The sequence below is a fragment of the Serratia sp. A07 genome, assembly GCF_058725505.1.
The window spans coordinates 26,044-51,316 of the sequence record NZ_JBZXDO010000019.1; the positions used below are offsets into that span (position 1 = coordinate 26,044).

General features: G+C 60.1%; 22 protein-coding genes and 1 pseudogene. 14 read left to right on the forward strand and 9 right to left on the reverse strand.

What is annotated here, in order from left to right; all coding sequences use genetic code 11:
- Nucleotides 1-7: 7 nt before the first annotated feature.
- Nucleotides 8-1,537 carry a Re/Si-specific NAD(P)(+) transhydrogenase subunit alpha gene (gene pntA / locus AC4PR2_RS17895; protein WP_084827742.1) on the reverse strand — a complete coding sequence of 510 codons (1,530 nt, stop codon included), beginning with the start codon at nucleotides 1,535-1,537 and terminating at the stop codon, nucleotides 8-10.
- Between the two features lie 537 nt (nucleotides 1,538-2,074).
- Here pntA and ydgH point away from each other — a divergent pair.
- From ydgH to AC4PR2_RS17915, 4 genes are all read left to right on the forward strand, one after another.
- Nucleotides 2,075-3,025, forward strand: a complete 951-nt coding sequence (gene ydgH, locus AC4PR2_RS17900) for a DUF1471 family protein YdgH (protein ID WP_049198294.1) — start codon at nucleotides 2,075-2,077, stop codon at nucleotides 3,023-3,025.
- A 244-nt stretch (nucleotides 3,026-3,269) separates the two neighbouring features.
- Nucleotides 3,270-4,661, forward strand: a complete 1,392-nt coding sequence (locus AC4PR2_RS17905) for an amino acid permease (RefSeq protein ID WP_492175332.1) — start codon at nucleotides 3,270-3,272, stop codon at nucleotides 4,659-4,661.
- 223 nt (nucleotides 4,662-4,884) lie between these two features.
- Nucleotides 4,885-5,370: a DUF2753 family protein gene (locus tag AC4PR2_RS17910; protein ID WP_060439851.1), complete on the forward strand. Its 486-nt coding sequence runs from the start codon at nucleotides 4,885-4,887 to the stop codon at nucleotides 5,368-5,370.
- Between the two features lie 33 nt (nucleotides 5,371-5,403).
- Nucleotides 5,404-5,799, forward strand: a complete 396-nt coding sequence (locus AC4PR2_RS17915; RefSeq protein WP_060418640.1) for a pyridoxamine 5'-phosphate oxidase family protein — start codon at nucleotides 5,404-5,406, stop codon at nucleotides 5,797-5,799.
- A 100-nt stretch (nucleotides 5,800-5,899) separates the two neighbouring features.
- On the opposite strand, the gene AC4PR2_RS17920 is transcribed toward AC4PR2_RS17915, so the two are convergent.
- Complete coding sequence (locus tag AC4PR2_RS17920) at nucleotides 5,900-6,310, reverse strand: hypothetical protein (protein WP_038880297.1); 411 nt, start codon at nucleotides 6,308-6,310, stop codon at nucleotides 5,900-5,902.
- A gap of 184 nt (nucleotides 6,311-6,494) precedes the next feature.
- Here AC4PR2_RS17920 and folM point away from each other — a divergent pair, with 184 nt between their 5' ends.
- The 4 genes and pseudogenes from folM (at nucleotide 6,495) to AC4PR2_RS17940 (ending at nucleotide 10,853) form a co-directional block, all read left to right on the forward strand.
- Entirely contained in the window at nucleotides 6,495-7,217 is a 723-nt protein-coding gene (gene folM / locus AC4PR2_RS17925) for a dihydromonapterin reductase (RefSeq protein WP_197803413.1), read from the forward strand.
- A gap of 75 nt (nucleotides 7,218-7,292) precedes the next feature.
- Nucleotides 7,293-8,018, forward strand: a complete 726-nt coding sequence (rstA, locus tag AC4PR2_RS17930; protein WP_197803414.1) for a two-component system response regulator RstA — start codon at nucleotides 7,293-7,295, stop codon at nucleotides 8,016-8,018.
- Nucleotides 8,015-9,319, forward strand: a pseudogene (gene rstB / locus AC4PR2_RS17935) (two-component system sensor histidine kinase RstB). Before rstA ends, rstB begins: the two are co-directional and overlap by 4 nt.
- 34 nt (nucleotides 9,320-9,353) lie before the next feature.
- The gene (locus tag AC4PR2_RS17940) at nucleotides 9,354-10,853 is read left to right on the forward strand and encodes a carboxypeptidase M32 (protein WP_443014833.1); all 1,500 of its coding nucleotides are present in this window, start codon (nucleotides 9,354-9,356) and stop codon (nucleotides 10,851-10,853) included.
- Nucleotides 10,854-11,020: 167 nt separating this feature from the next.
- Here AC4PR2_RS17940 and AC4PR2_RS17945 read toward each other — a convergent pair whose 3' ends face one another.
- Nucleotides 11,021-11,926, reverse strand: a complete 906-nt coding sequence (locus tag AC4PR2_RS17945) for an alpha/beta fold hydrolase (RefSeq protein WP_492175333.1) — start codon at nucleotides 11,924-11,926, stop codon at nucleotides 11,021-11,023.
- A 185-nt stretch (nucleotides 11,927-12,111) separates the two neighbouring features.
- Between AC4PR2_RS17945 and asr the strand changes: the two genes are divergently transcribed.
- The 3 genes from asr to AC4PR2_RS17960 all read left to right on the forward strand — a co-directional run bounded on the left by asr (nucleotide 12,112) and on the right by AC4PR2_RS17960 (nucleotide 13,494).
- Nucleotides 12,112-12,387 (forward strand): acid resistance repetitive basic protein Asr, encoded by a 276-nt coding sequence (asr, locus tag AC4PR2_RS17950; RefSeq protein ID WP_025302975.1) that lies wholly within the window; start codon nucleotides 12,112-12,114, stop codon nucleotides 12,385-12,387.
- 86 nt (nucleotides 12,388-12,473) lie between these two features.
- On the forward strand, nucleotides 12,474-12,554 hold the full coding sequence (gene ydgU / locus AC4PR2_RS17955; RefSeq protein ID WP_455677416.1) for a small membrane protein YdgU: 81 nt from the start codon (nucleotides 12,474-12,476) through the stop codon (nucleotides 12,552-12,554).
- Nucleotides 12,555-12,681: 127 nt separating this feature from the next.
- Entirely contained in the window at nucleotides 12,682-13,494 is an 813-nt protein-coding gene (locus AC4PR2_RS17960) for a trypsin-like serine peptidase (RefSeq protein WP_049198285.1), read from the forward strand.
- A 37-nt stretch (nucleotides 13,495-13,531) separates the two neighbouring features.
- On the opposite strand, the gene AC4PR2_RS17965 is transcribed toward AC4PR2_RS17960, so the two are convergent.
- Nucleotides 13,532-14,308 (reverse strand): AraC family transcriptional regulator, encoded by a 777-nt coding sequence (locus tag AC4PR2_RS17965; RefSeq protein WP_060439848.1) that lies wholly within the window; start codon nucleotides 14,306-14,308, stop codon nucleotides 13,532-13,534.
- Between the two features lie 101 nt (nucleotides 14,309-14,409).
- Between AC4PR2_RS17965 and AC4PR2_RS17970 the strand changes: the two genes are divergently transcribed.
- On the forward strand, nucleotides 14,410-15,567 hold the full coding sequence (locus tag AC4PR2_RS17970) for an MFS transporter (RefSeq protein WP_197803416.1): 1,158 nt from the start codon (nucleotides 14,410-14,412) through the stop codon (nucleotides 15,565-15,567).
- Here AC4PR2_RS17970 and hrpA read toward each other — a convergent pair.
- Nucleotides 15,545-19,432: an ATP-dependent RNA helicase HrpA gene (hrpA, locus tag AC4PR2_RS17975; RefSeq protein ID WP_346420413.1), complete on the reverse strand. Its 3,888-nt coding sequence runs from the start codon at nucleotides 19,430-19,432 to the stop codon at nucleotides 15,545-15,547. The two genes, AC4PR2_RS17970 and hrpA, sit on opposite strands and share 23 nt — an antisense overlap.
- Nucleotides 19,433-19,701: 269 nt before the next feature.
- Between hrpA and azoR the strand changes: the two genes are divergently transcribed.
- Nucleotides 19,702-20,307, forward strand: a complete 606-nt coding sequence (gene azoR / locus AC4PR2_RS17980) for an FMN-dependent NADH-azoreductase (RefSeq protein ID WP_019452650.1) — start codon at nucleotides 19,702-19,704, stop codon at nucleotides 20,305-20,307.
- A gap of 121 nt (nucleotides 20,308-20,428) precedes the next feature.
- Here azoR and AC4PR2_RS17985 read toward each other — a convergent pair whose 3' ends face one another.
- The 4 genes from AC4PR2_RS17985 to AC4PR2_RS18000 form a co-directional block, all read right to left on the reverse strand.
- Entirely contained in the window at nucleotides 20,429-20,752 is a 324-nt protein-coding gene (locus AC4PR2_RS17985; RefSeq protein ID WP_060418625.1) for a YdbL family probable chaperone protein, read from the reverse strand.
- Between the two features lie 8 nt (nucleotides 20,753-20,760).
- The gene (locus AC4PR2_RS17990; protein WP_038880327.1) at nucleotides 20,761-20,958 is read right to left on the reverse strand and encodes a YnbE family lipoprotein; all 198 of its coding nucleotides are present in this window, start codon (nucleotides 20,956-20,958) and stop codon (nucleotides 20,761-20,763) included.
- On the reverse strand, nucleotides 20,955-23,567 hold the full coding sequence (locus AC4PR2_RS17995) for a YdbH family protein (RefSeq protein WP_337046677.1): 2,613 nt from the start codon (nucleotides 23,565-23,567) through the stop codon (nucleotides 20,955-20,957). The genes AC4PR2_RS17990 and AC4PR2_RS17995 overlap by 4 nt, the downstream gene beginning before the upstream one ends.
- A 323-nt stretch (nucleotides 23,568-23,890) precedes the next feature.
- On the reverse strand, nucleotides 23,891-24,715 hold the full coding sequence (locus tag AC4PR2_RS18000) for a LysR family transcriptional regulator (RefSeq protein ID WP_084827737.1): 825 nt from the start codon (nucleotides 24,713-24,715) through the stop codon (nucleotides 23,891-23,893).
- A gap of 138 nt (nucleotides 24,716-24,853) precedes the next feature.
- On the opposite strand from AC4PR2_RS18000, the gene AC4PR2_RS18005 reads away from it, so the two are divergent.
- Complete coding sequence (locus AC4PR2_RS18005) at nucleotides 24,854-25,144, forward strand: putative quinol monooxygenase (protein ID WP_060439845.1); 291 nt, start codon at nucleotides 24,854-24,856, stop codon at nucleotides 25,142-25,144.
- Nucleotides 25,145-25,273 lie beyond the last annotated feature (129 nt).

A 25,273-nucleotide genomic window follows, 5' to 3' on the forward strand; every position in this document is an offset into this window, starting at 1 on the left:
TTACCCCTTAGTTCTTGCGGAACATCTTCAGCATGCGCTGAGTGACGGTGAACCCACCGAAAATATTGATGCTGGCGATCAGCACGGCGATAAAGGAGAGGAAACTCACCCAGCCACCGTGGCCAATCTGCAACAGCGCACCGACCACGATAATTCCTGAGATCGCGTTGGTGACCGACATCAACGGGGTATGCAGCGCATGGCTGACGTTCCAGACCACGTAGTAACCGACCACGCAGGCCAGCGCGAACACGGTAAAGTGCGACAGGAACTCTTTCGGCGCCGCATCCGCCAGCCAGCCGAACAGCAGGATCGCCAGGGCAATCAGGCCGTACTTCAGCCACGGCGAGGTCGGTTTGGCTTCGGGTTTGGCCACCGGTGCGGCGGCGGGCGCCGCTTTCGGCTGGGCGGAGACCTGAATCGGCGGCGCAGGCCAGGTGACTTCACCGCTGCGCACCACGGTAACGCCGCGGATCACCGTATCGTCGAAATCGATGTCGATCTCGCCGTTTTTCTCTTTCGACAGCAGCTTCAGCAGGTTGACCAGGTTGGTGCCGTACAGCTGCGAAGATTGCGTCGGCAGGCGGCTCGGCAGGTCGGTATAGCCGATGATTTTCACGCCGTTGTCGGTCACGGTAATGGTGTCGGCCACCGTCAGTTCGCAGTTGCCACCGGTTTGCGCCGCCAGATCGACGATCACGCTGCCCGGTTTCATCGACGCCACCATCTCTTTGGTGATCAGCTTCGGCGCCGGTTTACCCGGGATCAACGCGGTAGTGACGATGATATCGACCTCCGCGGCCTGCGCGGCGAACAGCGCCATCTCGGCCTTGATAAAGGCTTCAGACATCACTTTGGCGTAGCCGTCGCCGCTGCCCGCTTCCTCTTCAAAATCCAGCTCGAGGAATTCCGCGCCCATGCTCTGCACCTGCTCTTTCACTTCCGGGCGGGTGTCGAAGGCGCGCACGATGGCGCCGAGGCTGCCCGCGGCGCCGATCGCCGCCAGGCCGGCCACGCCGGCACCGATGATCATCACCTTGGCCGGCGGCACTTTGCCGGCGGCGGTGATCTGGCCGGTGAAGAAGCGGCCAAACTCATGCGCCGCTTCGACGATCGCGCGGTAGCCGGCGATGTTAGCCATCGAGCTCAGCGCATCCATCGACTGGGCGCGCGAGATGCGCGGTACCGAGTCCATCGCCAGCGCGGTGACGTTGCGCGCCGCCAGCTTGGCCATCAATTCGGGGTTTTGCGCCGGCCAGATAAAGCTGACCAGCGTGCTGCCTTCGCGCATCAAGGCGATCTCGTCGTCTTGCGGCGCGTTGACTTTCAGGATCAGATCCGACTGCCACACTTCGCTTTCGTCGACCAGCGCCGCACCGGCGGCTTCGTAGGCGACGTCCTCAAAACTGGCCAGTTTGCCCGCCCCGCGTTCAATCGCGACGGTAAAACCCAGCTTCAGCAGTTGTTCCACCGTTTTCGGCGTGGCTGCGACCCGGGCTTCATTGGCCAACCGCTCTCTTGGTACACCAATACGCATAATGTTCCCTTCTCACCTGTCTTGGATGATGTTTATTATTTTCCTGCCCATAGCATGACGCCAGCGGCGAGCGAGGCGTTAACTTGCCCGCACTGATTTCAGACGCCAACTATAACCTACTGAAAATAAGGTCGATGATCCATAATTGCTTACGCATTCAGCTCTGTTTTTACATAAAAACGCCGCGCGTGATATGACAAATCGCAATTTACCGTGAAAAAACCCATACAGAACAGCGCATTCTGCGTGACAAGAGGTTTACGCTCGGCGTAACGATTTATGGCCACGCGCGGCGAAAAAGCATAAAAGTTATCATTTTGTGAATAATTAACATTAATGACACCAGAGCCTTTATTATGGAAACTTATGACGATGGCGCCATCCGTGCGGCCCGCGTCAACGTCGGCGATTTGTCGCACGGGATAACATAAAATGCTGAGACAGTTTTCAGAATTACATGTAATAATCGACGGCTGAATTACACTTAAACAGTTCAGTACGTTATAAACGTTAATGCGCTAGGCGAAAGGATTTTTTATGAAGCTGAAGACCACGATCATCGCGTCAGCCTTGTTATCACTCACCGCGCTGTCTGCTCATGCGGCGCAAGAGTTAACTCCTGAGAAAGCAGCGGCGCTGAAGCCGTTTGATCGCATCACGATTACCGGCCGCTTCAATGCCATCAATGAAGCCGTCGACGCCGTATCCCGCCGTGCAGACAAACTGGGTGCAGATTCCTTCTATATCCAGGACAGCAACAACAGCAACAACGGCGGCAACTGGCGCGTCACCGCAGACCTTTATCATAAAGATGCGCCAGAAGTGAGCAAAACACCAAAATACCGCGTATTTAACGGCGTGAACGAACTGCCTAAAGATGAAGCCTATCTGCTGGAGCCTTACGATACCGTGAGCGTCAGCGGTTTCTACCGCAGCCAGCCGGACATCAACGACGCCATCTCCAAAGAAGCGAAGAAAAAAGGCGCTGCATCCTTCTTCATCGTGCGCCAGGTTGACGCCAACTCCGGCGGTAACCAGTTCGTCACCGCCTACATCTATAAGGCCGATGCGCCAAAACGCCGCGTGCAGAGCCCGGATGCCATTCCGGCCGATTCTGACGCCGGCCGCGCCGCGCTGGCCGCCGGTGGCGCCGCTGCCGCGAAAGTCGAAATTCCTGGCGTCGCGTCTTCCGGTTCGCCAAGCCGCGACGTGGGCCGTTTCTTCGAAACCCAGTCCTCTACCGGCCAGCGCTATACCGTCACGCTGCCTAACGGCACCAAGATCCAGGAAGTGAACAACGTGACCGCCGCGCAGATGGTACCGTTCGATTCCGTCACCTTCACCGGCCACTTCAACAGCATGACCGATGTCTCCACCGAAGTGGCGAAACGCGCGGCCGAGAAAGGCGCCAAGTACTACCACGTCACCCGCCAGTGGCAGAACAAGAGCGGCGGCAACCTGACCGTCAGCGCCGATCTGTTCAAATAAAACCCGCTTTTCGGTTTACCATCGGGCAGCCCTTGAGCTGCCCGTTTTTATTGCCGCTTTTTTCATCGCACGTTGAATAGTTTTTTGTAAATTCCGCATATTCAATCATTGCATCTCTAATCATCCCTCCGTAAAATTTGCGCCAATTTTTAGGGCTATTGTCTATTCGCGCAGTGGTTGTTAATACATTGTTGCCGCCAAGCAGTTCCCTTCCAGTTGTTTATTCTGCGTTCAGGATCCGTCATTGGAAAAAAAACTCGGTCTTACCGCGCTAACCGCTTTGGTGCTCAGCTCGATGCTGGGCGCCGGCGTGTTCAGTCTGCCGCAAAACATGGCGCAGGTCGCCAGCCCCGCCGCGCTGCTGCTGGGCTGGGGGATCACCGGCGTCGGCATTCTGTTTTTGGCCTTCGCCATGCTGCTGCTTACGCGTTTGCGTCCGGATCTGGACGGCGGCATCTTCACCTACGCCAAGGAAGGGTTCGGCGAGCTGGTGGGCTTCTGCTCCGCCTGGGGTTACTGGCTGTGCGCCGTGATCGCCAACGTCTCGTATCTGGTGATCGTGTTCGCGGCGCTGAGTATCTTCACCGATCGCGGCGGCAGCGTCATTCTCGGTGACGGCAATACCTGGCAGGCGCTGATCGCCGAATCCGCCCTGCTGTGGATCGTGCATGCGCTGGTGCTGCGCGGCGTGCAAACCGCGGCCAGCATCAATCTCGCGGCCACCCTGGCCAAGCTGCTGCCGCTGGGGATGTTCGCCGTTCTGGCGGCGATCGCCTTTAAAATGGACGTATTCACGCTGGATTTCAAAGGCATCGCCCTCGGCAAACCGGTGTGGGAACAGGTCAAGGACACCATGCTGATCACCCTGTGGGTGTGTATCGGCGTGGAAGGCGCCGTGGTGGTTTCCGCCCGCGCCCGCAATAAGAAAGACGTGGGCCGCGCCACCATGCTGGCGGTGCTGTCGGCGCTGGCGGTGTATCTGATGGTCACGTTGCTGTCGCTGGGCGTGGTGCCGCGCAGCGAACTGGCCGAAATGCGCAACCCGTCGATGGCGGTGCTGATGGTGGAACTGATCGGCCCGTGGGGAGACGTGCTTATCGCCGCCGGCCTGATCATTTCCGTGTGCGGCGCCTACCTGAGCTGGACCATCATGGCGGCCGAAGTGCCGCTGCTGGCCGCGCAGCACGGCGCGTTTCCGCGCGTGTTCGGCAAGCAGAACCGCCATCACGCCCCGTCCTCTTCGCTGTGGCTGACCAACATTGCAGTGCAGCTGGCGCTGGTGCTGATCTGGCTGACCGGCAGCAACTACAACTCGCTGTTGACCATCGCTTCAGAAATGATCCTGGTGCCTTACTTCCTGGTCGGCGCGTTTCTGTTCAAGGTGGCTTACCGCCGCCGCGACAAGCGCCTGATCTTCGCCGCGACCGGCGCCTGCGTCTATGGTTTGTGGCTGCTGTACGCGTCCGGGCTGATGCACCTGCTGATGTCGGTGCTGCTGTATGCGCCAGGGCTGTTGGTGTTCATGTATGCCCGCCGCGGCCACCGGGATATCAATCTGCTGAATCGCCTGGAAAAGAGCAGCATCTTCTTGCTGCTGGTGGCCACGCTGCCTGCCGGCTGGTTTATGTTGCACTAACATCGTCTGCCAATGCGGCTGCCCTGCAGCCGCATTTCGTTTCGCCGCTTCCCTCTTTTTTACCTCTCTCCCCGTTGTTGATCGGTCAATTGCCATGCTTGCGATCTTAAATGCAATTAATTATCATTATCATTTATAGCATCACCGGCAGGACACAGGTGAGGCCCCCGATGGCAAACATCAGGAGGTCTTGTTAAGACAGGCTGAAAATGGAAGGCATTTCATGGCTGAAAAACTGCTGCACGCACTCCCCCTGTTTGCCGCCTGGGAAGCGCTGATCGCCGAAGGCAACACGGCGTTCAATCAGCAACGCGATCGCCTGGCAATGACGCACTATCAACAGGCGCTGGAAGTCGCTCAGGCGATCCTCGCCGAGAAACCCTGGTTAAATGCGGACTATACCGCCAGATTTGAAGCGCTGAATATTTTCGAGTCAGCCCTTGCCGCGCTGATCGTCACGTTCAACAACATGACCCATCTGCGCCTGCGGCAAAAGCCCCTGCGCGGCGTTGAGCCGCACGTGCATCAGGCCCGGCTCGCCATCGAGCAGGTGATGGACGATACCTCGCTGTGCGAACAGATGCAGCAGGTCGCCGAACGGCACCTGCTGCGTTTCCGAATAGAGACGCTGCAGGTGCTACGCGAACACCGGCTGCCGGAAACCAGCGTCTGCGCACCCACGGTAAACCATTCCGCCACCGTGCATTAACAACGACACCACGACCTGAGGGGTAATCTGCCAATGAATGAATTGAATGACGACATGAAGAAAATGCTGGCCAAACAGCTGCCTGTACAGGCAACCAGCAGCCCGAACGGCGTGCCCGATATCGGCCCCAAACGTTCTCTGCGCCTCTATGATGACCGTACGCTGATTTACAACGAAAATACCGGTGGCCAGACGCTGCAAAATATCAGGGAGGGATCGAAAATGGCCGTCGTGGTCATCGACCGCGAGGCGCTGGACGGTTACCGCTTCGTCGGCACCCCGGAACTGTTCCTGGCGGGCAAGCCGTTTGACGACGCGTTGGCATTTGCAGAAAAAAATGGAATGAAGCCGCCGAAATACGCGGTGCTCATTCATATAGACAGTATTTATACCCTGCGCTCCGGCCCCAATGCCGGGACCCGGCTTTAAAGGCAGGCCGCTACGCAGCGCGGAATTTCACGTTCATGGTTAGGCCATCGCGGTCAGTCAATTGCCTAACCATGAACGGGCGGCCGGTCGATGCAACCGGTCAGCTTTTAGGGGGAATGGTGACGGTCATACGCTCACCCACCAGGGCAATCGCGATGCCTTCCGCGCACTCTTTCTGAATGGCCGCCAGCTGTTGAGTCTCCAGCGCATAGGGAAGCTGAATATCAAACACCGTCAGGCCCTGCTGCTGCGCCAGGTCAATCAGGCGCACAATATTGGTTTCATCGCTGACCTGCGTTGACACCACCTGCAGCGCCAGCTCTTTCAACTGCTCTTTGCGCGTTTGTGACGTGGTCACGCGCGATTTCAACACCATGCCGAAGATCGGCATCACACCATAAATAGCATCAACAAAGCGCCAGTGCTTCCTGCACGATGCGGACAGAAAATCCATGTAGTCGAAACAGATTTTCTCACTGCGCGCGATGGATGCAAGGTGATTGCTGTTCATCCCCTCATTCCTCTCATGGCCAGTGTTAACCCGTGGTCTTTCAAGCCGCCGCCGGGCGACAACCTGAAATGCATTGGGGATCTTACATCCAGAAATGGATAATCATGCGAAGCTTTAACGACTTTCCGCCGTATAATGGCATAATTCCCCTATTGTTTGCCAGTCTGTCCAGGAGCTTTAATCAATGGAACACCCCAACTCTGCCCCGGTGCTGATTACCGGCGGCGCGCGGCGCATCGGGCTGGCGCTCGCCAAAGCGTTTCTCGAGCGCGGCGTTCCCGTCATCATCGCCTATCGCAGCGAATATCCGGCGATGGCCGAGTTGAAAGCCTTGGGCGCCTGCTGCATTCAGGGCGACTTTTCCACGCACGAAGGCATCTACCTTTTCGCCGATCGGGTGCGGCAGGTGGCGCCCAAACTGCGTGCGGTGATCCACAACGCCAGCGCCTGGCAGGCCGAGTCGCCGGAGGTGCCGCCGGAGCAGGTAATGGCGGCGATGCTGCAAATTCACGTCTACACGCCCTATTTGCTCAATCAGCTGCTCGAAACCTGCCTGACCGGCCAGGGCCAGGCGGGTGCAGACATTATCCATCTGACCGACTACGTGGTGGAAAAAGGCAGCGACAAACACATCGCCTACGCCGCCAGCAAGGCCGCGTTGGACAACATGACCCGTTCGTTCGCCCGCAAGCTGGCGCCGGAGGTCAAGGTCAACGCCATCGCGCCGGCGCTGATCATCTTCAATGCGGGTGACGATGAAGCCTATCGCCAGCAGGCGTTGGCGAAGTCGCTGATGAAGGTAGCGCCGGGCGAGAGCGAAGTGGTCAACCTGGTGAACTACCTACTGGAGAGCCGCTACGTAACCGGCCGTACCCACGGCGTCGACGGCGGGCGGCCGCTGCGCTGACGCAAAGATCCACATGGCGCATCCTCGCGGGCCGCGCTATGCTGAAATCCGCTTTTCTTATTAAAACACGGGCATATGCATAAAATTGTTTTTGTGGAAGACGATCCTGAAGTCGGCAAACTGATCGCCGCCTATCTGGGCAAACACGACATCGAGGTGCTGATCGAACCGCGCGGCGACAGCGCGCAGTCGCGCATCGAGCGCGAGCAACCCGATTTGGTGCTGCTGGACATCATGCTGCCCGGTAAAGACGGCATGACGCTGTGCCGCGATCTGCGCCCGACCTTCCCCGGCCCGATCGTGCTGCTCACCTCGCTCGATAGCGACATGAACCATATTCTGTCGCTGGAGATGGGCGCCAACGACTATATCCTGAAAACCACGCCGCCGGCGGTGTTGCTGGCGCGCCTGCGTTTGCACCTGCGCCAACACAGCCAGCAGCCGAAAGAAGAGTCGGTTCAGCCGCTCACCCAGCACAACGCGCTGCATTTCGGGCTGCTATGCATCGATCCGGTCAACCGGCAGGTCACGCTAGGTGAAGAAACGATCACCCTGTCCACCTCGGATTTCGATTTGCTGTGGGAGCTGGCGACCCACGCCGGGCAGATCATGGATCGCGAGGCGCTGCTGCAGAACCTGCGCGGCGTGAGCTACGACGGCATGGACCGCAGCATCGACGTGGCGATCTCCCGCCTGCGCCGCAAGCTGTACGACAACGCGCTGGAGCCGTTCCGCATCAAGACCGTGCGCAATAAAGGCTATCTGTTCGCCCCTAACGCCTGGGCATCGGTGCAACAATGAGAAAACTTTTCGTCCAGTTCTTCCTGTTGCTGTTCGTCTGTTTTCTGGTGATGGCGATGCTGGTCGGCCTGGTATACAAAGTGACCGCCTAGCGCGCCGGCCGCCAGTCGATGGACGACCTGATGAAAAGCTCGCTGTACCTGATGCGCAGCGAGCTGCGCGAAATTCCGCTGAAGGACTGGAACAAGACCATCGCCACGCTGGATCTCAACCTGTCATTCAAGCTGCATATCGAACCGCTCGGCAAACAGGAACTGAGCGAGGATTTGAAAAAACGGCTGCGGCTGGGGGAAATCATCGCCCTCGACGATCAGTACACCTTTATGCAGCGCATTCCGCGCAGCCACTACGTGTTGGTGGTCGGCCCCATTCCTTATCTGTTCTATCTGCACCAGATGCGCCTGCTGGATCTGGTGTTGCTGGTGTTTATCGGCATGTCGCTGGCGCTGCCGGTGTTTCTATGGATGCGGCCGCACTGGCAAGACCTGCTCAAGCTGGAAAACGCCGCCCAGCGGCTCGGCGCCGGGCATCTGGATGAACGTACCCACTTCGATCCCACCTCCAGCCTGAGCCGGCTCGGCGTGGCGTTCAACCAGATGGCCGACAACGTCAACACCCTGATTGCCAGCAAGAAACAGCTGATCGACGGCATCGCCCACGAGCTGCGCACGCCGCTGGTGCGCCTGCGTTACCGGCTCGAAATGAGCGATAACCTGTCCGAAAGCGAGCAGCAGGCGCTGAACCGCGATATCGGCCAGCTGGAGTCGCTGATCGACGAGCTGCTGACCTATGCCCGTCTGGACCGTCCGCAGGTTGCGTTAAACATTGAACCCATCGATCTGCCAAAGTGGCTCGAGGACAAGGTCGATGATATCCGTCTTATTCATCAGGAACGCAACATCCAGCTCGATATCCCGCACGTCGGCGACTTCGGCGGCGTCGATCTGCGCCTGATGGAGCGCGTGCTCGACAACCTGGTCAACAACGCGCTGCGCTATTCCGAACAGCGTCTGCGCGTGGGGCTGTGGTTTGACGGCGACCTCGCCTGCTTGCAGGTCGAGGATGACGGGCCGGGCATCCCGCCGGAAGAGCGCGAACGGGTGTTTGAACCTTTCGTCCGTCTCGACCCCAGCCGCGATCGCGCTACCGGCGGCTGCGGGTTGGGGCTGGCCATCGTCCATTCCATCGCCGTCGCCTACCAGGGACAGGTGTTCGTCGAAGGCAGTTCGCTCGGCGGCGCCAGCTTCCGTTTCTGCTGGCCGGTGAAGCCGACATTCAGTTTAAAAGCCGATCTGGCGTAATACCGCCGGACCTTCTCATTGGAGCCGAATAATAATGACATCTGCACATTCCAACACGTCTGCTTACGATCACCTGCGCGCCCTGTTCAGCCGGCTGTCGCGTTTCGGCCACCTGTCCGCCATCGCCGGTTGGGACATGCAAACCATGATGCCGCCTGGCGGCAGCAAGGCGCGCTCCGAAGCGCTGGCCGAACTGAGCGTGCTGCAGCACCAGATTTTAACGGCACAAAGCACCGGCGAGCTGTTGGATCGCGCACAGCAAGAGACGCTGGACGAACTCGATCGCGCCAACCTGCGCGAAATGCGCCGCCAATATGAAGACGCCGTGCTGCTGCCGGCGTCGCTGGTCGAAGCCAAGTCGCTCGCCGGCGCGCGTTGCGAACACGCCTGGCGCGCCCAGCGCCCGGCCAACGATTGGGACGGTTTCGTCGAGAACCTGCGCGAGGTGGTCAAGCTCAGTCGGGAAGAGGCGCAGATCCGCGCACAAGCGGCCGGCACCAGCCGTTACGACGCCCTGCTCAACCTGTATGAACCGGGTATGCGCAGCAGCGATCTCGACCGCATCTTCGGCGATCTGAAAACCTGGCTGCCGGATCTGCTGCAGCGCGTGGTGGCCAAACAGGCCAATGAGCCTTGCCAGACGCCGCAGGGCCCGTTCAATGTGGACACCCAGCGCCAGCTGAGCCTCAGCGTGATGAAACTGCTCGGTTTCAACTTCGACAACGGCCGCGTCGACGTCAGCGCCCACCCGTTCTGCGGCGGCGTGCCGGAAGATGTGCGCATCACCACCCGTTACAACGAGAAAGAGTTTTTGACCGCGCTGCTCGGCATCGTGCATGAAACCGGTCACGCCCGCTACGAGCAGAACCTGCCGCGCGATCTGCTAGGCCAGCCGGTCGCCCTGGCCCGTTCCACCGCTATCCACGAATCGCAGAGCCTGCTGTTCGAAATGCAGCTGGCGCGCGGCAATGAATTCCTGAAAATCTTGCGTCCGCTGGTTACCGCGCAGTTTGGCGAACAGCCGGCGCTGGAAGAAGCCAACTTCATTCGCCTCAACCAGCGCGTTAAACCGGGCCTGATCCGCGTCGACGCCGACGAGGTGAGCTATCCTGCCCACGTCATCCTGCGCTACGAAATTGAAAAAGCGCTGATCGAAGGCGATATCGAAGTGGAAGACATTCCGGCACTGTGGAATGAGAAGATGCATGCTTACCTCGGCCTCGACACCATCGGCAACTACCGCAACGGCTGCATGCAGGATATTCACTGGAGCGACGGCGCTTTCGGCTACTTCCCGACGTACACGCTCGGCGCGATGTACGCCGCGCAGCTGTTCCACAGCGTGCGTCAGGCCCTGCCTTCTCTCGGCGAGGACATCGCCGCCGGCAACCTGCAGCCGCTGTTCCACTGGCTACAGCACAACATCTGGCGCCACGGCAGCCGTTTCCCGACCGAGACGCTGATCGCCAACGCAACCGGCGAAGCGCTCAACCCACGCTATTTCCGTCAGCATTTGGAAAACCGCTACCTGTAATCTCCGCTGGCGCGGCCCTGCCGCGCCCTTTTCCCGCCTGTATGACCGGATAATGCTTCATAACGCACGTTCTGTGCCGACATCGCCTTGGCCACAGAGTGGCGGGTGGCCTCCCTCCATTTGTATGTTGTAACTAAAATAGCAAAAAACGCCGGCGTTCCGGCCTCTCATCCCAGCGCATGACGGGCGATCATCGCCGCCAGCTGCGGCCTCAACGGGGACGGCAGGTCATGCCCCATGCCCGGCATAATATGTAATCCGGCGTTGGCGACCGCGCGGGCGATCGCCACCCCGCCCGCCTTGCGCACCAGCCGATCGCGATCGCCGTGAATGACCAGCGTCGGCGCGGCAATGCGCCGGCTGTAGCGACGCAGATCGCCGCTGCCGAGCAACGCGGAAAGTTGCCGCTGCATGCCTTCCGGATCCACGCCCCGCTTTAACAGCCGATGCACCAACGCATCCAGCTCCGCCTCCTCCGGTGGGTAAAACCGGGTGCCGAGCGCGCGCAGGAAGGCTTTCATCCCCTCGCGGCGCTGCTGCAGCGTCAGATCGGCCGCAGGCCGGCGCACCAACAGCCACAGCAGCGAAGGTGCCGGCGGCGGCAACAGCGGTTGATTGGTGCTGGAGAACAAGATGCACAACGAGGCGACACGCTGCGGATAGTCGGCGGCCAGCACCTGCGCGATCATGCCGCCCATCGAGGCGCCCAAGACGTGGGCCTGTGGGATACGCAGGTGATCTAGCAGATGCGTCGCGTCCGCCGCCATGTCCGCCAGGGTATAAGGCACCGGCGTTTGCCAACCGAGCTGGGCGCGCAGCATCAGCAGCCACAACGGTTGCGTGCGTTGCGCCTGCGTTTTGCCGGAAAGGCCAACGTCGCGGTTGTCATAACGGATCACCCGAAATCCCTTGGCCACCAGGGCGCGGCAGAAATCGTCAGGCCACAGCAGCAGCTGTGCGCCGATGCCCATGATGAGCAGCAGCGGCGGGTGCGCCTCATCGCCCCAGTCCTCATAGGCCAGCGGCACCTCGCCCTGTTCAGTCACGCCACAGCGAATCGTTATCTCTTTCATTTTAAATCCCTTTTATCGCGCCTGGCGGTCATTATAGCAGCAATCCCCCTTGCCGCCGCCGCCCTGTACATTAGGTTACAAGCCGAAACCAATCACTCACGGAAAGCCGGGCGCCGTTTGCCTACTATCATCTCAACGGCCCCGCAGTGGGGTTGATACCCAAAAGTCATGTTGAGGATTCTGCGATGAAAAAAGTATTAGCTCTGGTTGTTGCCGCTGCAATGGGTCTGTCTTCCGTGGCTTTCGCTGCCGAGGCTGCCACCACCGCACCTGCGGCTACCGCAACCACCGCCACCGCTGCGCCGGCTAAAGCTCAGGTGAAACACCACGGCAAGAAAGCCCCGGTTCAGAAAGCTCAGGCGGCCAAAAAGCATCACAAAAAAGCCGGTAAGAAAGCCCCGGCCCAAAAAGCCCAGGCGGCTAAAAAGCACCACAAGAAAGCCAGCCACAAAAAAGCGTAATGACGTGAGGGTCCCCTCACCGCTTCAGGCTTGACGTGTACGACACCCGGTTCGCCGGGTGTTTTTTCATCGGGGGGTTCTCATTGATGCTGCGCCGCTACCTGTTCGAGATCGTTCTGACCGCCCTGATCCTTTGTGGACTGATCGCCGTCTTTTTTTACCTGTAGCCTGCCGCGTCGCCGGCGGGAAATTATTGAAAAATCAATTATTGCCCATCCACATGGCTGCTAAATCAGTCTATAGTTAGCATTCAGTGTGTTTATGGATGATCCGTATTTGTCAGGCAAGAGATCTATGCGCATATCCGTTTTACTGTTGCTGTGCTCACTCCCGCTCATCGCTGCTCAGGCGGCACGCGCCGACGGCCCGTCCAAGGCCGAGCAAACGCGTCTGTTTTTCGGCAAAGATGAACGAATCAAGGTCACGGATACCGCCGCCCAGCCGTGGCAGGCCATCGGCCAGGTCGAAACCGCCAGCGGTAATCTGTGCACCGCCACGCTGATCTCCCCGCACCTGGCGTTGACCGCCGGCCACTGCGTACTGGCACCACCCGGACAACTGGATAAAGCCATCGCGCTACGCTTCGTGGCAGGCGATAAATCCTGGCAGTATCAAACCGGCAATATCGAGACCCTGGTCGACAGCAAACTGGGCAAAAAGCTGAAGCCGGACGGTGATGGCTGGATTGTGCCGCCCGCCGCCGCCGCCTATGACTTTGCGCTGATCCGTCTGAAAGACAAAAAGCCGCTGCCGATCGCACCGTTGCCGCTGTGGCAAGGCGACAGCAAGGCGCTGACCCAGGCCCTGAAACAGGCCAAACGGCTGATTACTCAGGCGGGTTACCCGGAAGATCATCTGGATGACCTTTACAGCCACCAAAACTGCAAGGTGACCGGCTGGGCCCAGCAAGGCGTACTGTCGCACCAATGTGATACCCTGCCCGGCGACAGCGGTTCACCGCTGCTGTTGAAAACCGCCGACGGCTGGCAGCTGATCGCCATCCAAAGTTCGGCGCCGGCGGCGAAAGATCGCTATCGCGCCGATAACCGCGCCCTGGCGGTACCCGGCATCCGCGAAGCGCTGGACGCCCTGGCCGCAGGCAAATAATCCTCTCTCAGCGGCGCATTATGCGCCGTTGTGCTTTTCAGCCCCCTTGCATATAGCGCCGCGGCGTGGTGCCGGTGAACTGACGGAAAAAGGCGATAAACGCGCTGTCGCTGGAAAACCCCAACCGCTGCGCCACCGCGCTGACCGACGGCAACGTCGCCAGCAGTTCGATCGCGCGCATCAACCGCCACTGCTGGCACCACTGCTGATAGCTCAGGCCGGTTTCCCGCACAAACAGCCGCGTCAACGTTTTGGCGTGCAGATTCAAGCGCTGCGCCAACGCCGCCAACCCCGGCAATTCGTCACTCTCCGGCAGCGTGGCCAGCCAGGCGGCAAGACGCCTATCCTGCGGCAACCGCAGCTGGGTATTCTCGCGCTGCGCCTCGCTCAGCTCATTGATCAGCACCGCCAGCAAATCGCGCGCCTGGGGCTGCGCCAACGCAGAGTCCAGCGGCCAGTGCGCGATGCGCTCGACGATCGCCGCCAGCAGCGGGTTCACCGCCAGCACCGCAGCCTGTGGCGGCATGGCGGCGGTCAGCACCGGGTCGAAATACAGCGAGCGATACGCGACGCGGCCGCGCAGCTGCACCCGATGCGCAATGCCGCCCGGTATCCAGACGCCGCGCGTCGGCGGCAGAATCAGCCACTGCTGCGCCAACGTGACCGTCATGCACCCCTGCGGCGCATACAGCAGCTGCGAGCGCTGATGCCAATGCAGCCCGGAGTCGTGCTCCGCCAGTTCGGCCGCAATGCCGAGCACCGGTGCCGGCAGCCGATCCGGGTCGAACGGGTGATGCTGTTGAATCAGCGCCATCAGATTGTCCTATATCCGTTGTTTTTTGTCCTAATAATTGTAATCGAACAAAGCGTCGCTCCCTATACTGGCCGCATTAACTTTTAGGGAGAATGTGCATCATGCAACGCTTATCTTTACCGCTGCTCGTCACCGCCATCATGACGCCGCAGATCCTGGAAACGCTGTACAGCCCGGCGCTTACCGCCATCCGCAGCGATTTCGGCATCAGCGCCGCGCAGGCCGGGCAGACGTTATCCATCTATTTCTTCGCCTTCGCCCTCGGCGTCGCCTTTTGGGGAGCCTTCTGCGATCGGTTCGGCCGCCGTCCGGCGATGCTGGCCGGCCTGGTGCTCTATCTGGTCGGCGCCGGCATCGCGCTGCTGAGCGGCAGCTTCACGCTGTTGCTGGCCGCCCGTGCGCTGATCGCCTTCGGTGCCGCGGTCGGTTCCATCGTCACGCAAACCATGCTGCGTGACGTCTATCAAGGCCCGGCGCTGGGGCGCATGTTCGCGCTGGTCGGCATCGCGCTTTCCATCAGCCCGCTGCTGGGAATGTTTGCCGGCGGCGCGCTGGTCGCCTGGGGCGGCAGCGCGGCGATCTTCATCGCACAGGCGGCCTGGGCGCTGGCGCTGCTGCTGTGGAGCTACGGCACATTGCCGGAAACGCGGCAGCGGCAGACCGCAACGGCCGCCGCACCGGGCATTGCCCTGACGACGATGCTGCGCGATCGGCACATCTGGTGTTCGGCACTGCTGGTCGCCAGCTTCAATATCATGGTGTTCAGCTACTTCAGCCTGGCGCCGTTCATGTTCGAAAGGCTGGGGTTGAGCAGCCAGCAGTTTGGCTACTCGGGCGTGATGCTGGCGCTGGGCAGCCTGGCGGGAGCGCTGTTGAACCGCCACCTGCTGGCGCGCGGCGTCAGCGCCAAGCGTCAGATCCTGCTGGGCGGGTTGCTGGCGGTGGCCAGCGGCGTGGCATTGTTCTGGTGGCAACACAGCCTGTGGATGCTGCTTCCCTGCGCGCTGGTGATACTGGCGTTCGGGTTGGCTATCCCGAATGTGCTGAGCCAGGCGCTGACCCGCTACCGGGAGCAACTCGGCACTGCCGGCGCGTTATTCGGGCTGCTGTACTATCTGCTGATCGGCCTGGGGTTGACGATCGCGGCGCGCGGGCAGGATTTGGCCGCCACGCTGCTGCTGTGCGGTCTGTTGAGCCTGTGGTGTGCCGGCCGCTTGCCGGCCGGCACACCTGAGCTTAGCCCGAAAGCTGCTCGATAGTTTGCAAAATACGCTTGTCGGAGATCGGGTAAGGCGTGCCCAACTGCTGCGCGAACAGGCTGACGCGCAGCTCTTCGATCATCCAGCGCACCGCTTTTACCTCTTCCTCCTGCTGTCGCTTCGGCGGCAGCTTGTTCAGCCACTGCTGCCAGGCCTGCTGCACCTGCTCCACCCGCAGCATCTGCGCGCGATCGCGGTGCGGATCGATAGCCAGTTTTTCCAACCGGCGTTCGATCGCCTGCAGGTAACGCAGCGTGTCCGGCAGGCGTTTCCAGCCGTTGCCGGTCACGAAACCGCGGTAGACCAACCCGCCGAGCTGGGTCTTGATGTCCGACAGCGCCAGCGCCAACGACATGTCCACCCGGCCTTTCAGCCGTTTGTTGATGTTGAAGACCGCCGTCAGGATCTGCTCAACCTGCTTGGCCACCTCGACGACCGTGTCGTTCAGCTCGGCGCGGATCTGCTCCTGCAGGCGGGCAAAGCCTTCCTCTTGCCAGACCGGGCCGCCGTGTTCGGCGATCAACTTGTCGATGCCACACGAAATGCAGTCGTCGATCAGCTCCAGCACCTTGCCGTACGGGTTGAAATAGAGCCCCAGCTTGGCCTTGTTCGGCAGCTTTTCATGCAGGTATTTGATCGGCGAAGGAATATTCAGCAACAGCAGGCGGCGCGTGCCCTGCCACATCGCCTGTTGCTGCTCGCTTTCGCTGTCGAACAGGCGGATCGCCACGCTGTCCTTTTCATCCACCAGCGCCGGGTAAGCCTTCATCGAATAGCCGCCGCGCTTCTGCTCGTAAAACGCCGGCAGTTGGCCAAAGCTCCAGACATGCAGATTGCTCTGCTCCAGCCCGTCGTCGGCCACCGCCGACAGCGTCTCCTGCACTTTCTCTTTCAGCTGCAGGCGCAACGCGGCCAGGTCTTTGCCTTCGCGCAGCGTCTGGTTTTTCTCGCCCACCACGCGGAAGGTCATCTTCAGGTGATCGGGCACCTGATCCCACTGCCAATCATCACGTGACACGGTCACGCCGGTCATGCGGCGCAGCTCGCGCTCCAGCGCGTCCAGCAGCGGCAATTCCAGCGCAGTGACGCGGCCAAGGAACGCCTCGGCGTAGTTCGGTGCCGGCACGAAGTTGCGGCGCACCGGCTTCGGCAGCGATTTGATCAGCGCAATCACCAGCTCGCGGCGGATGCCGGGGATCTGCCATTCAAAGCCCTGCTCCTCCACCTGGTTGAGGATCGGCAACGGAATGTGCACCGTCACGCCGTCGGCGTCGGTGCCCGGTTCGAACTGGTAGCTCAGCCGCAGCTTGAGGTTGCCCTGATGCCAGAAGTTCGGGTAGTCGAGCGCGCTGATTTTGTTGGCGCCGTCCTTGATCAGCATCTCTTTTTCGAAGTTCAGCAGGTCCGGCTGCTGTTTGGCCGCGCTCTTCCACCAGCTATCGAAATGACGGCCGGAAACCACGTCGTTGGGGATGCGGCGATCGTAGAAGCCGAACAGCGTTTCGTCGTCCACCAAAATGTCGCGGCGGCGCGATTTATGCTCCAGCTCTTCCACTTCGGCGCGCAGCTTTTGGTTTTCGCGGAAGAAGGCGTGGCGAGTCTGCCAGTCGCCCTCCACCAGCGCATGGCGGATAAACAGCTCGCGGCACAGCAGCGGATCGATGGCGCCGTAATTGACCTGGCGCGCCGCGACGATCGGCAGACCGAACAGCGTGACCTTTTCACTGGCCATCACCGCCCCCTGCGATTTCGACCAGTGCGGCTCGCTGTAGCTGTGTTTCACCAGGTGCTGAGCCAGCGGCTCAATCCATTCCGGTTCAATGCGCGCGGCGATGCGCCCCCACAGGCGGCTGGTTTCCACCAGTTCGGCCACCATGGTCCATTTCGGCGGCTTCTTGAACAGGCCGGAGCCGGGGAAGATCGAGAAGCGGGCGTTGCGCGCGCCGGTAAATTCCTGCTTGTCCGCATCCTTCTGGCCAATGTGCGACAGCAAGCCGGTCAGCAACGCGGTGTGCACGCTGCGATAGTCGGAAGGCGTGCTGTTGATCGGCAGCCCCAGCTCTTTCGCCACCTGGCGCAGCTGGGTATAGATATCCTGCCACTCGCGCACCCGCAGGTAGTTGAGGAAATCGTTGCGGCACAGCCGGCGGAACTGGCTGGAAGAGTTCGCTTTTTGCTGCTCCTGCAGATAATCCCACAGGTTGACGAACGCCAGGAAGTCCGAGTCCTTGTCGGCAAAGCGGCGGTGTTTTTCATCCGAGGCCTGCTGCTTGTCCATCGGGCGCTCACGCGGATCCTGAATCGACAGCGCGGCGGTGATGATCATTACCTCGCGTACGCTGCCGCTCTTCTGCGCCTCCAGCACCATGCGCGCCAAACGCGGGTCGATAGGCAACTGCGCCAGCTGGCGGCCCTGCGGCGTCAGCTGATAGTGGCCGTTATCGGCGGTGGCGATCGCCCCCAGCTCTTCCAGCAGGCGCACGCCATCCTGAATATTACGCTTGTCCGGCGCCTCGACGAACGGAAACGCGGCGATGTCGCCCAGCCCCAGCGAGGTCATCTGCAGAATGACCGACGCCAGGTTGGTGCGCAGAATTTCCGGATCGGTAAACGCCGGCCGCGAGAGGAAATCCTGCTCGGAGTACAGACGGATGCACACCCCTTCCGATACGCGACCGCAGCGCCCTTTACGCTGGTTGGCGGAGGCCTGCGACACCGGTTCGATCGGCAAGCGCTGCACCTTGGTGCGGAAACTGTAACGGCTGATGCGCGCGGTGCCCGGATCGATGACGTACTTGATGCCCGGCACCGTCAGCGAGGTTTCCGCCACGTTGGTGGCCAGCACGATGCGCCGGCCGTGGTGCGACTGGAATACCCGGTTCTGCTCGCTGTTCGACAGGCGCGCATACAGCGGCAGCACCTCGGTATGCGGCAGATTGAGGCGGTTCAGGGCGTCGGCGGTATCGCGGATCTCGCGCTCGCCGCTCATGAAGATCAGAATGTCGCCCGGCCCTTCGCGCCCAAGCTCGTCCACCGCATCGAAAATCGCCTGCAGCTGATCGCGATCGGTATCGTCGCCGTCGTCGACCACCGGGCGGTAGCGTACCTCCACCGGGTAGGTGCGGCCGGAAACCTCGATGATCGGCGCATTGTTGAAATGGCGCGAGAAGCGCTGCGGATCGATGGTCGCCGAGGTAATGATCACCTTCAGATCCGGGCGCTTCGGCAACAGTTCGCGCAGGTAGCCGAGAATAAAGTCGATATTGAGGCTGCGCTCGTGCGCTTCATCGATGATCAGCGTGTCGTACTGCATCAGCAGGCGGTCCTGCTGAATTTCCGCCAGCAAGATACCGTCGGTCATCAGCTTGACCAGGGTATTTTCCCCCACCTGATCGTTGAAGCGCACCTTGTAGCCGACGCTGCCGCCGAGCGGGGTTTCCAGCTCGTCGGCGATGCGGTTGGCAACGGTGCGCGCCGCCAGGCGGCGCGGCTGGGTATGGCCGATCAGCCCTTTCACCCCGCGCCCCAGTTCCAGGCAGATCTTCGGCAGCTGGGTGGTTTTCCCCGAGCCGGTTTCCCCGGCGACGATCACCACCTGGTGATCGCGAATGGCGTTTAAAATGTCCTGCTTTTTTTGGCTGACCGGCAGGCTTTCCGGATAGGTAATGCGCGGGCAAGACGCGGCGCGCGCCTGCACTTTTTGCCGCGCCGCCGCGATGTCGCTTTCTACTTCGGCGGCAACCGCCAGCTGGGCATCGGGATTTTTGATTTTTCGTGCGCCCTGCAGGCGACGACGCAGGCGTTGTTGATCGCGGAGCATCAGCTCACCCAGTTGGGCCGGCAGTGCCTCGAGCGGAGATTTCACGTTCGGTGTTCCTTGTTTCTTCGCCGCCAAGGCCAGGCTTAGCAACGGTTTGGTGTTTTTTTAGCGATTTTTTTACTTTAGCCGCACAGCCTATCACAAACGGCTTTCTCCCCCTACTTCCGCGAGTAAAGCGTCGCCATATCATTCAATAAAATCGAACGAAGATCTCGAAATATTGCGCTATCACTGTTGGGGGAATGTGAATAGCATGTACTTCATGCAAGGGACGCTGAGTCCTGATGTCACTGTCACAACGTAAGGAATTATCGATGAGCAAAGTATTGGTTCTGAAATCAAGCATCCTGGCGACCTACTCTCAGTCTAACCAACTGGCCGATTTCTTCGTAGAGCAATGGAGCAACGCCCACAGCGGCGACACCATCACCGTACGCGATCTGGCCGCGCAGCCAATCCCGGTGCTGGACGGTGAGCTGGTCGGCGCGCTGCGTCCTTCCGATGCTCCGTTGACCCCGCGTCAACAAGAAGCGCTGGCCCTGTCGGACGAGCTGATCGCCGAGCTGCAGGCCAATGACGTCATCGTGATTGCCGCGCCGATGTACAATTTCAACATCCCGACCCAGCTGAAAAACTATTTCGATCTGGTTGCCCGCGCCGGCGTAACCTTCCGCTACACCGAAAACGGTCCGGAAGGCCTGGTGAAAAACAAACGCGCCGTGATCCTGACCAGCCGCGGCGGCATCCACAAAGGCACTCCAACCGACCTGGTAGAACCTTACCTGCGTCTGTTCCTGGGCTTCATCGGCATCACCGACGTGGAGTTCGTCTTCGCGGAAGGCATCGCCTACGGCCCGGAAGTGGCGACCAAAGCCCAGGAAGACGCCAAGGCGGCCCTGTCTCAGGTGGTTGCTGCCTAAGACCCTGCGCAGGGGCGCCACGCCCCTGCCGGACAAGACGCACGTCCTGTCAAACCTGCACTACCCTCATAATAATCATCTATCCGTATCTCTTGGCGCGCCAGACGGCGCGCTTTTTTTTTTATTTCTGCAGCCACTGGCCGTTGATGCCGCGCACATACTCACCGCTCTGCGCCCGCGTCACTAGCTTCTGCCCGGCCATGCGCGCCACTTCGTCAACGGCGATGTGGTTGCCGTCCGCCACTTCCTGATACTTCTCGGCGCGGCCGGCGTTGATGCGCTTCACCAGCGCCAGCGTTTCCGCGTCCTGCTTCACCGGCGCAATGTAGCCGCTCAGGGTTTCGCCTACCCGCCCTTGCTGCTTCGCCTCATCCAGCGTCAGCGCCATCACCACGCCGCTGAACAACCAGGCGGCGCCGGCCAGCCACAAATAACGTTTTTTCATGTCGGCTCCTAGAACAGACCGCTTTGGGTTTTCAGCAGGTTTTCGACGTCCTTATCCACCTTGATATGAATTTCATGCTCGATCTTGACGTTCATATTGATGGTGATCGGATCCTTCGGCGTCGCCACCTCGATGCGCGGCACGCAGCCGCTCAGCAGCGAAACGCACAGCACCGCTGCCAGCGCCGGCACACTCATGATTTTCATTGTTGTTCCCCAGGTTGTGAGAGGGCCTGCTCCAGCCACTCCTGTAAATTGTCGCCGAAGCGCAAACTGCGCCACAGCTGAAACACGTTTTCCTGATGGCGATAGTTCAGGATCACCTCGCGCTTGGCGCTCTTCTGCGGGTTGATGCCGTCGATGCGCGCGCTCAGCGTCAGCTCGCCCAGGTTATCGAGATCGACCCGGGCGTGCGAACGGTTGATTTCCATATAGCGCAGCCAGTCGATCGCCGCGCCGGTCGCCAGGTTGTTGCTGCCGATGGCGTCGGCCATGTCTTTGTCAAGCCGCAGCGTCAACGTGCCGGCGTTGGCGATCCAGCCGTTCTGCACCAGCCATTTCGGGTGGTTCAGGAACAGCGGCAGCTCGCCGTCGACGCGGCCGGACATGGCGAACTGCTTCGGTTTCAGGGCGGTGAACAGCGCGCTGAGATCGACCTTGTCCAGCTTCAGCACCGCGGCGTCATGCTGCGGCAACCGCAGCGCCGACAGGCTGATATGTCCGTTGAGCATGTCCACGCCGACGTTGCTCAACGTCAGCGGCTGCCTTTCGCTGTAGGGATAAGTGCCCTGCAGATCGGCGGAAATGTTCTGCATCTCGAACAGGTTGGTGAAGGACTTGATGCGCAGCGATACCGGCTGTTTGGCACCCAGCAGCCACTGATGCTGCTTGAACCGGTACGACAGGATGAAATCCAGACCGCTCATTTCGCCGTCCTTCAGCCACATGCCGCCGTTTTTCACCACCCAGTGGCCGCCGGCTTCGAAGCCCTGCTCGCGGGCGGCGGAAAACGCCGACTGCGCATAAAACTCGCCCTCGCGCAGCGTGAGATTGAGATCCGGCGCGAGCAGCGGCTGGAAGACCTTCAGCGACTGTTTCGGCCACCAGCCTTCGCCACGCAGGCGTTCGCCGTCCCAGCGGCCGCGCAGCGCGATCGGCCCGATCTGCTGCGCCTGCAGTTTGCCCTGCAGCTGGAAACTGTCCGGCGAACGGCCGTTCAGCTGCAGCGCCAGCACCGGCGCCGGCAGATGGCCGCCGTCGCTGAAGCTGACCTTATCTGCCGCCAGCTGCAGCTCGCCGTTGAACTGCGGGTTTTGTTCATCGCGCCGCCAGCGCAGCGGTTGGTTGAGGCTCAGGCGCGGCGCGGCGACCGTCACCAGACCGTACTTTAATTTGTCGAAGCCGGTGGAGAGTTTGTCGAGCACCAGCTCGCTGTCCTGCCAGCGGCCGCTGCCGGCAACGTCCCAGGCGGCCTGCAGCGGCGGCAACCGGCCATTGCCCCAGTAGCGCCACTGCCAGTCACCCTTGTCCGGCCAGAAATCCTGCGCCTGGCCGTCCAGGTGCAGCTTGAAGCGCCCCCAATAACTGTCGCTGGCGCTCAAAATCGCCTGCAGGCGGCCGGTGATACCGGCGGCGGTCACCTTCACGCCCGCCAGCGGTAAACGCGCCTCCTCCAGCTTCATTTCCGGCGTCACCTTGCCCCACAGGCGCAGGAGCGACCCCGGCTGCAGCACCAGCGTCGGATTAAGAATGCTGCCGCCAATCACGCCCGGGATCGACGCGGTGGTGGAGAAATCGGCCAGATTGGCCTGGCCGGTCAGCTGGAAGCGCAGATCGCTGTCGGTCAACCCTACCTTGCCCGGCCCGAGGGTGAGCACCGCATTGCCCTTGCCGTTGTGGCCGGCGGTGATCACGTTCAGCCGCGCGCTGATCTCCGTTTCATCCCACCCTTTGCTCCAGTCATGCAGCGCGATGTTCAGGCCGCCGTTCAACGGCTGCCCGCTGTACGGCCAACGCCACTCGCCCTGCTTGATGCTGAGCCGCTGCGGCGCGACTTCCCACGGCAACACCGCCAGCGGGCGATCGTCGCCTTTTTCGCTCACCGTCAACATGCCCTGCTGCTGTTGCCAACGCATGTCCAGCAACAACGGTTTTTCCAGATAGGCGGTCTGCATTTCCCCCTGCAACGCCCCCTGCGTCGGCAGGCTGGCCAAATCCAGCGGAATGGTTATCTTGCCGGCGAGGTGTAGCGGTTGCGCGCTGTTGGGCGGGACGATGGTCAGACTTTGCAACGTCAGCTGCTGTTTTTCATCCAGCTGCGCCTCGGCGCTGAGATTCGGCCCCTGATAATGTAGGCGTTGCCCGTCAGGGCCGGAGGAAAGCTGCAGCTTGCCGGCATAGCGCTGCCAGGGAATGAGCGTCAGGTCATTAAGGGTGAGATCCAGCGACGGCAGCTCCCGCTGCAGTTGATCGAGCGCCAGCGGCGCGCTGTTGGCGTCGCCGCCCGGGAGTTTTGACAAACAGGCGCTGTCGACGCTGACCTTATCGCTCGACAGCTGCCAGCGGCCCTGGTGATAAGCCAGCCGCGTCGGCCCGACGTTGGCCAGCAGGCAATCTTCCGCGGTGAAACGCGCCCCCGCCAACGCCAGGCCGCCCTGGCGCCAGTGCAAATTGCCCTGCAATTCCAGCCGGCTCCCCGCCGGTAACCAATGCGATAGCACTCCCGGCAGCCAGCGCGGCAGGGTTTGCCACAACGCCAACACCAGAATTGCACAGCCCGCCACCGTCCCTATGAATACTTTCAATCGCCTGGTCATTAAATGATTGCTTGTTCCTGAGTTAGGCATTCGTTAAGTCTATGCCTGAATTGACAATAATGATGGCACGAATTTGACATAGGGTGAAGCTGAGTGCGGTTCCAGAAGCGATTTGCACCTTTTTGGCGCAAACGTGTGCGGGGTTGTAGATTTTCGTTACATATACATCACATAAATAGGACAGTTTTCAGACTTTTGTTATTGTCGTTACCGTTGATGATTAATAGTCTTGCAATCATTCTAATAAAAGTTTAGCTGCTAGCTAACTGTGTACTAGAGAAGCCATTCCCCACACCCCCGTGGGGATTTTTTTGCCGCTAATTTCAAATCACGGCCTCAATAAAAGCCTGAACTATGCGGCTGTCGCTCGCTTTACGCCAGATAGCATAAATATCGCTGCGCATTTCATTACCGCACTCGATATACGCAACCTCCCGCTGTCGCGCCAGGCTTTCAGGGACAAACGCATACCCCAACCCCGCGGTGACGCAGGCGAATATCACGTCGTAGCATTCCACCTCCAGCAGCGCGGCGGGGATGATTTGCTGCTTCTGCAGCCAGGCGTCCACCAGATGGCGATAGTGGCATTGCCGCGAATAAACATAGAGATCGCTTCTTGCCAACAACGCTGGCTGATACGCCCCGCCAATGAAGACCAAACGCTCCTGAAAAGCACGCCGGCTCTGCAGCTGCGGATGTTCTATCGGCCCATCTGAAAACACCACGTCCAGAGTTCCTTTTTGCAATTGAAACTCCAGATCCAGCGAATAGCCCTGCACCACGCTCAACTGAACGCGGCGGTTCTGCGCACGGTAATGCGCCAACTTTTGCGGCAGATGATGACTCAAGGCGATATCAAGCGCGCCAAGCTTCAGTTCGCCCTGCACCGGATCCTGTTCAAGCTGCGCTCGCGCCCGCTCTTCGATAGCCAAAAAGCGCTTGGCCTTATGGTAAAGCGCTCGGCCTTCCGGCGTGAGCGACAACCGATTGCGCTCACGATCAAATAGCGTAACGCCACACGCCGTTTCCAACTCTTTTAATTTCTTGGTCACGTTAGAGGGCACGCAAAACAACCTCTCCGCCGCTGCCGTGAGACTCTCCGACTCAACCACCATGCAAAAGGTGGCTAACTGGGCACGTTTAAACATATCAAACCTTCACCAAAAGTGAATGATTAACGAACTGTATTTCACTTTTAGTCAGCCATCAAGTCCGTAAAATCCTCGCTGTCAGCACAACGCTGCCCCTGGAAATTCCAGTTTCATTATCGACCGAGGAAATAAATCATGATCACGCTTAACGTCTTTTTTCAGGTCAACCCGGACAAGCGCCCCGCGTTTCTCAGCCTGCTCAACACCATGGTGCAGGAATCCAATAAAGAAACCGGCTGCTCTTTTTACCAGCTTTGGCAATGCCAGAACGATGAAAACAGCTATGCGCTGATCGAAAACTGGGACGATAAGGCGGCGCTTTCGGCGCACCAGAAAACACCGCATTGGATCGCCTTTAACGATGCCGTCAACGGGTATTTGACCCATGACTATGATGAGCATCATTACACGGAAATCGCTCGCTAACATCGAGTGAACCGGCCCAATGCGGGCCGGTTTCACTCCCCTGTCTGATCGAACACCCCCCGTGCGGGACAAACTGCTAACCAATTGTCGAATTTACTAAAATCTGTTAAATTGATCACAAAATCACGG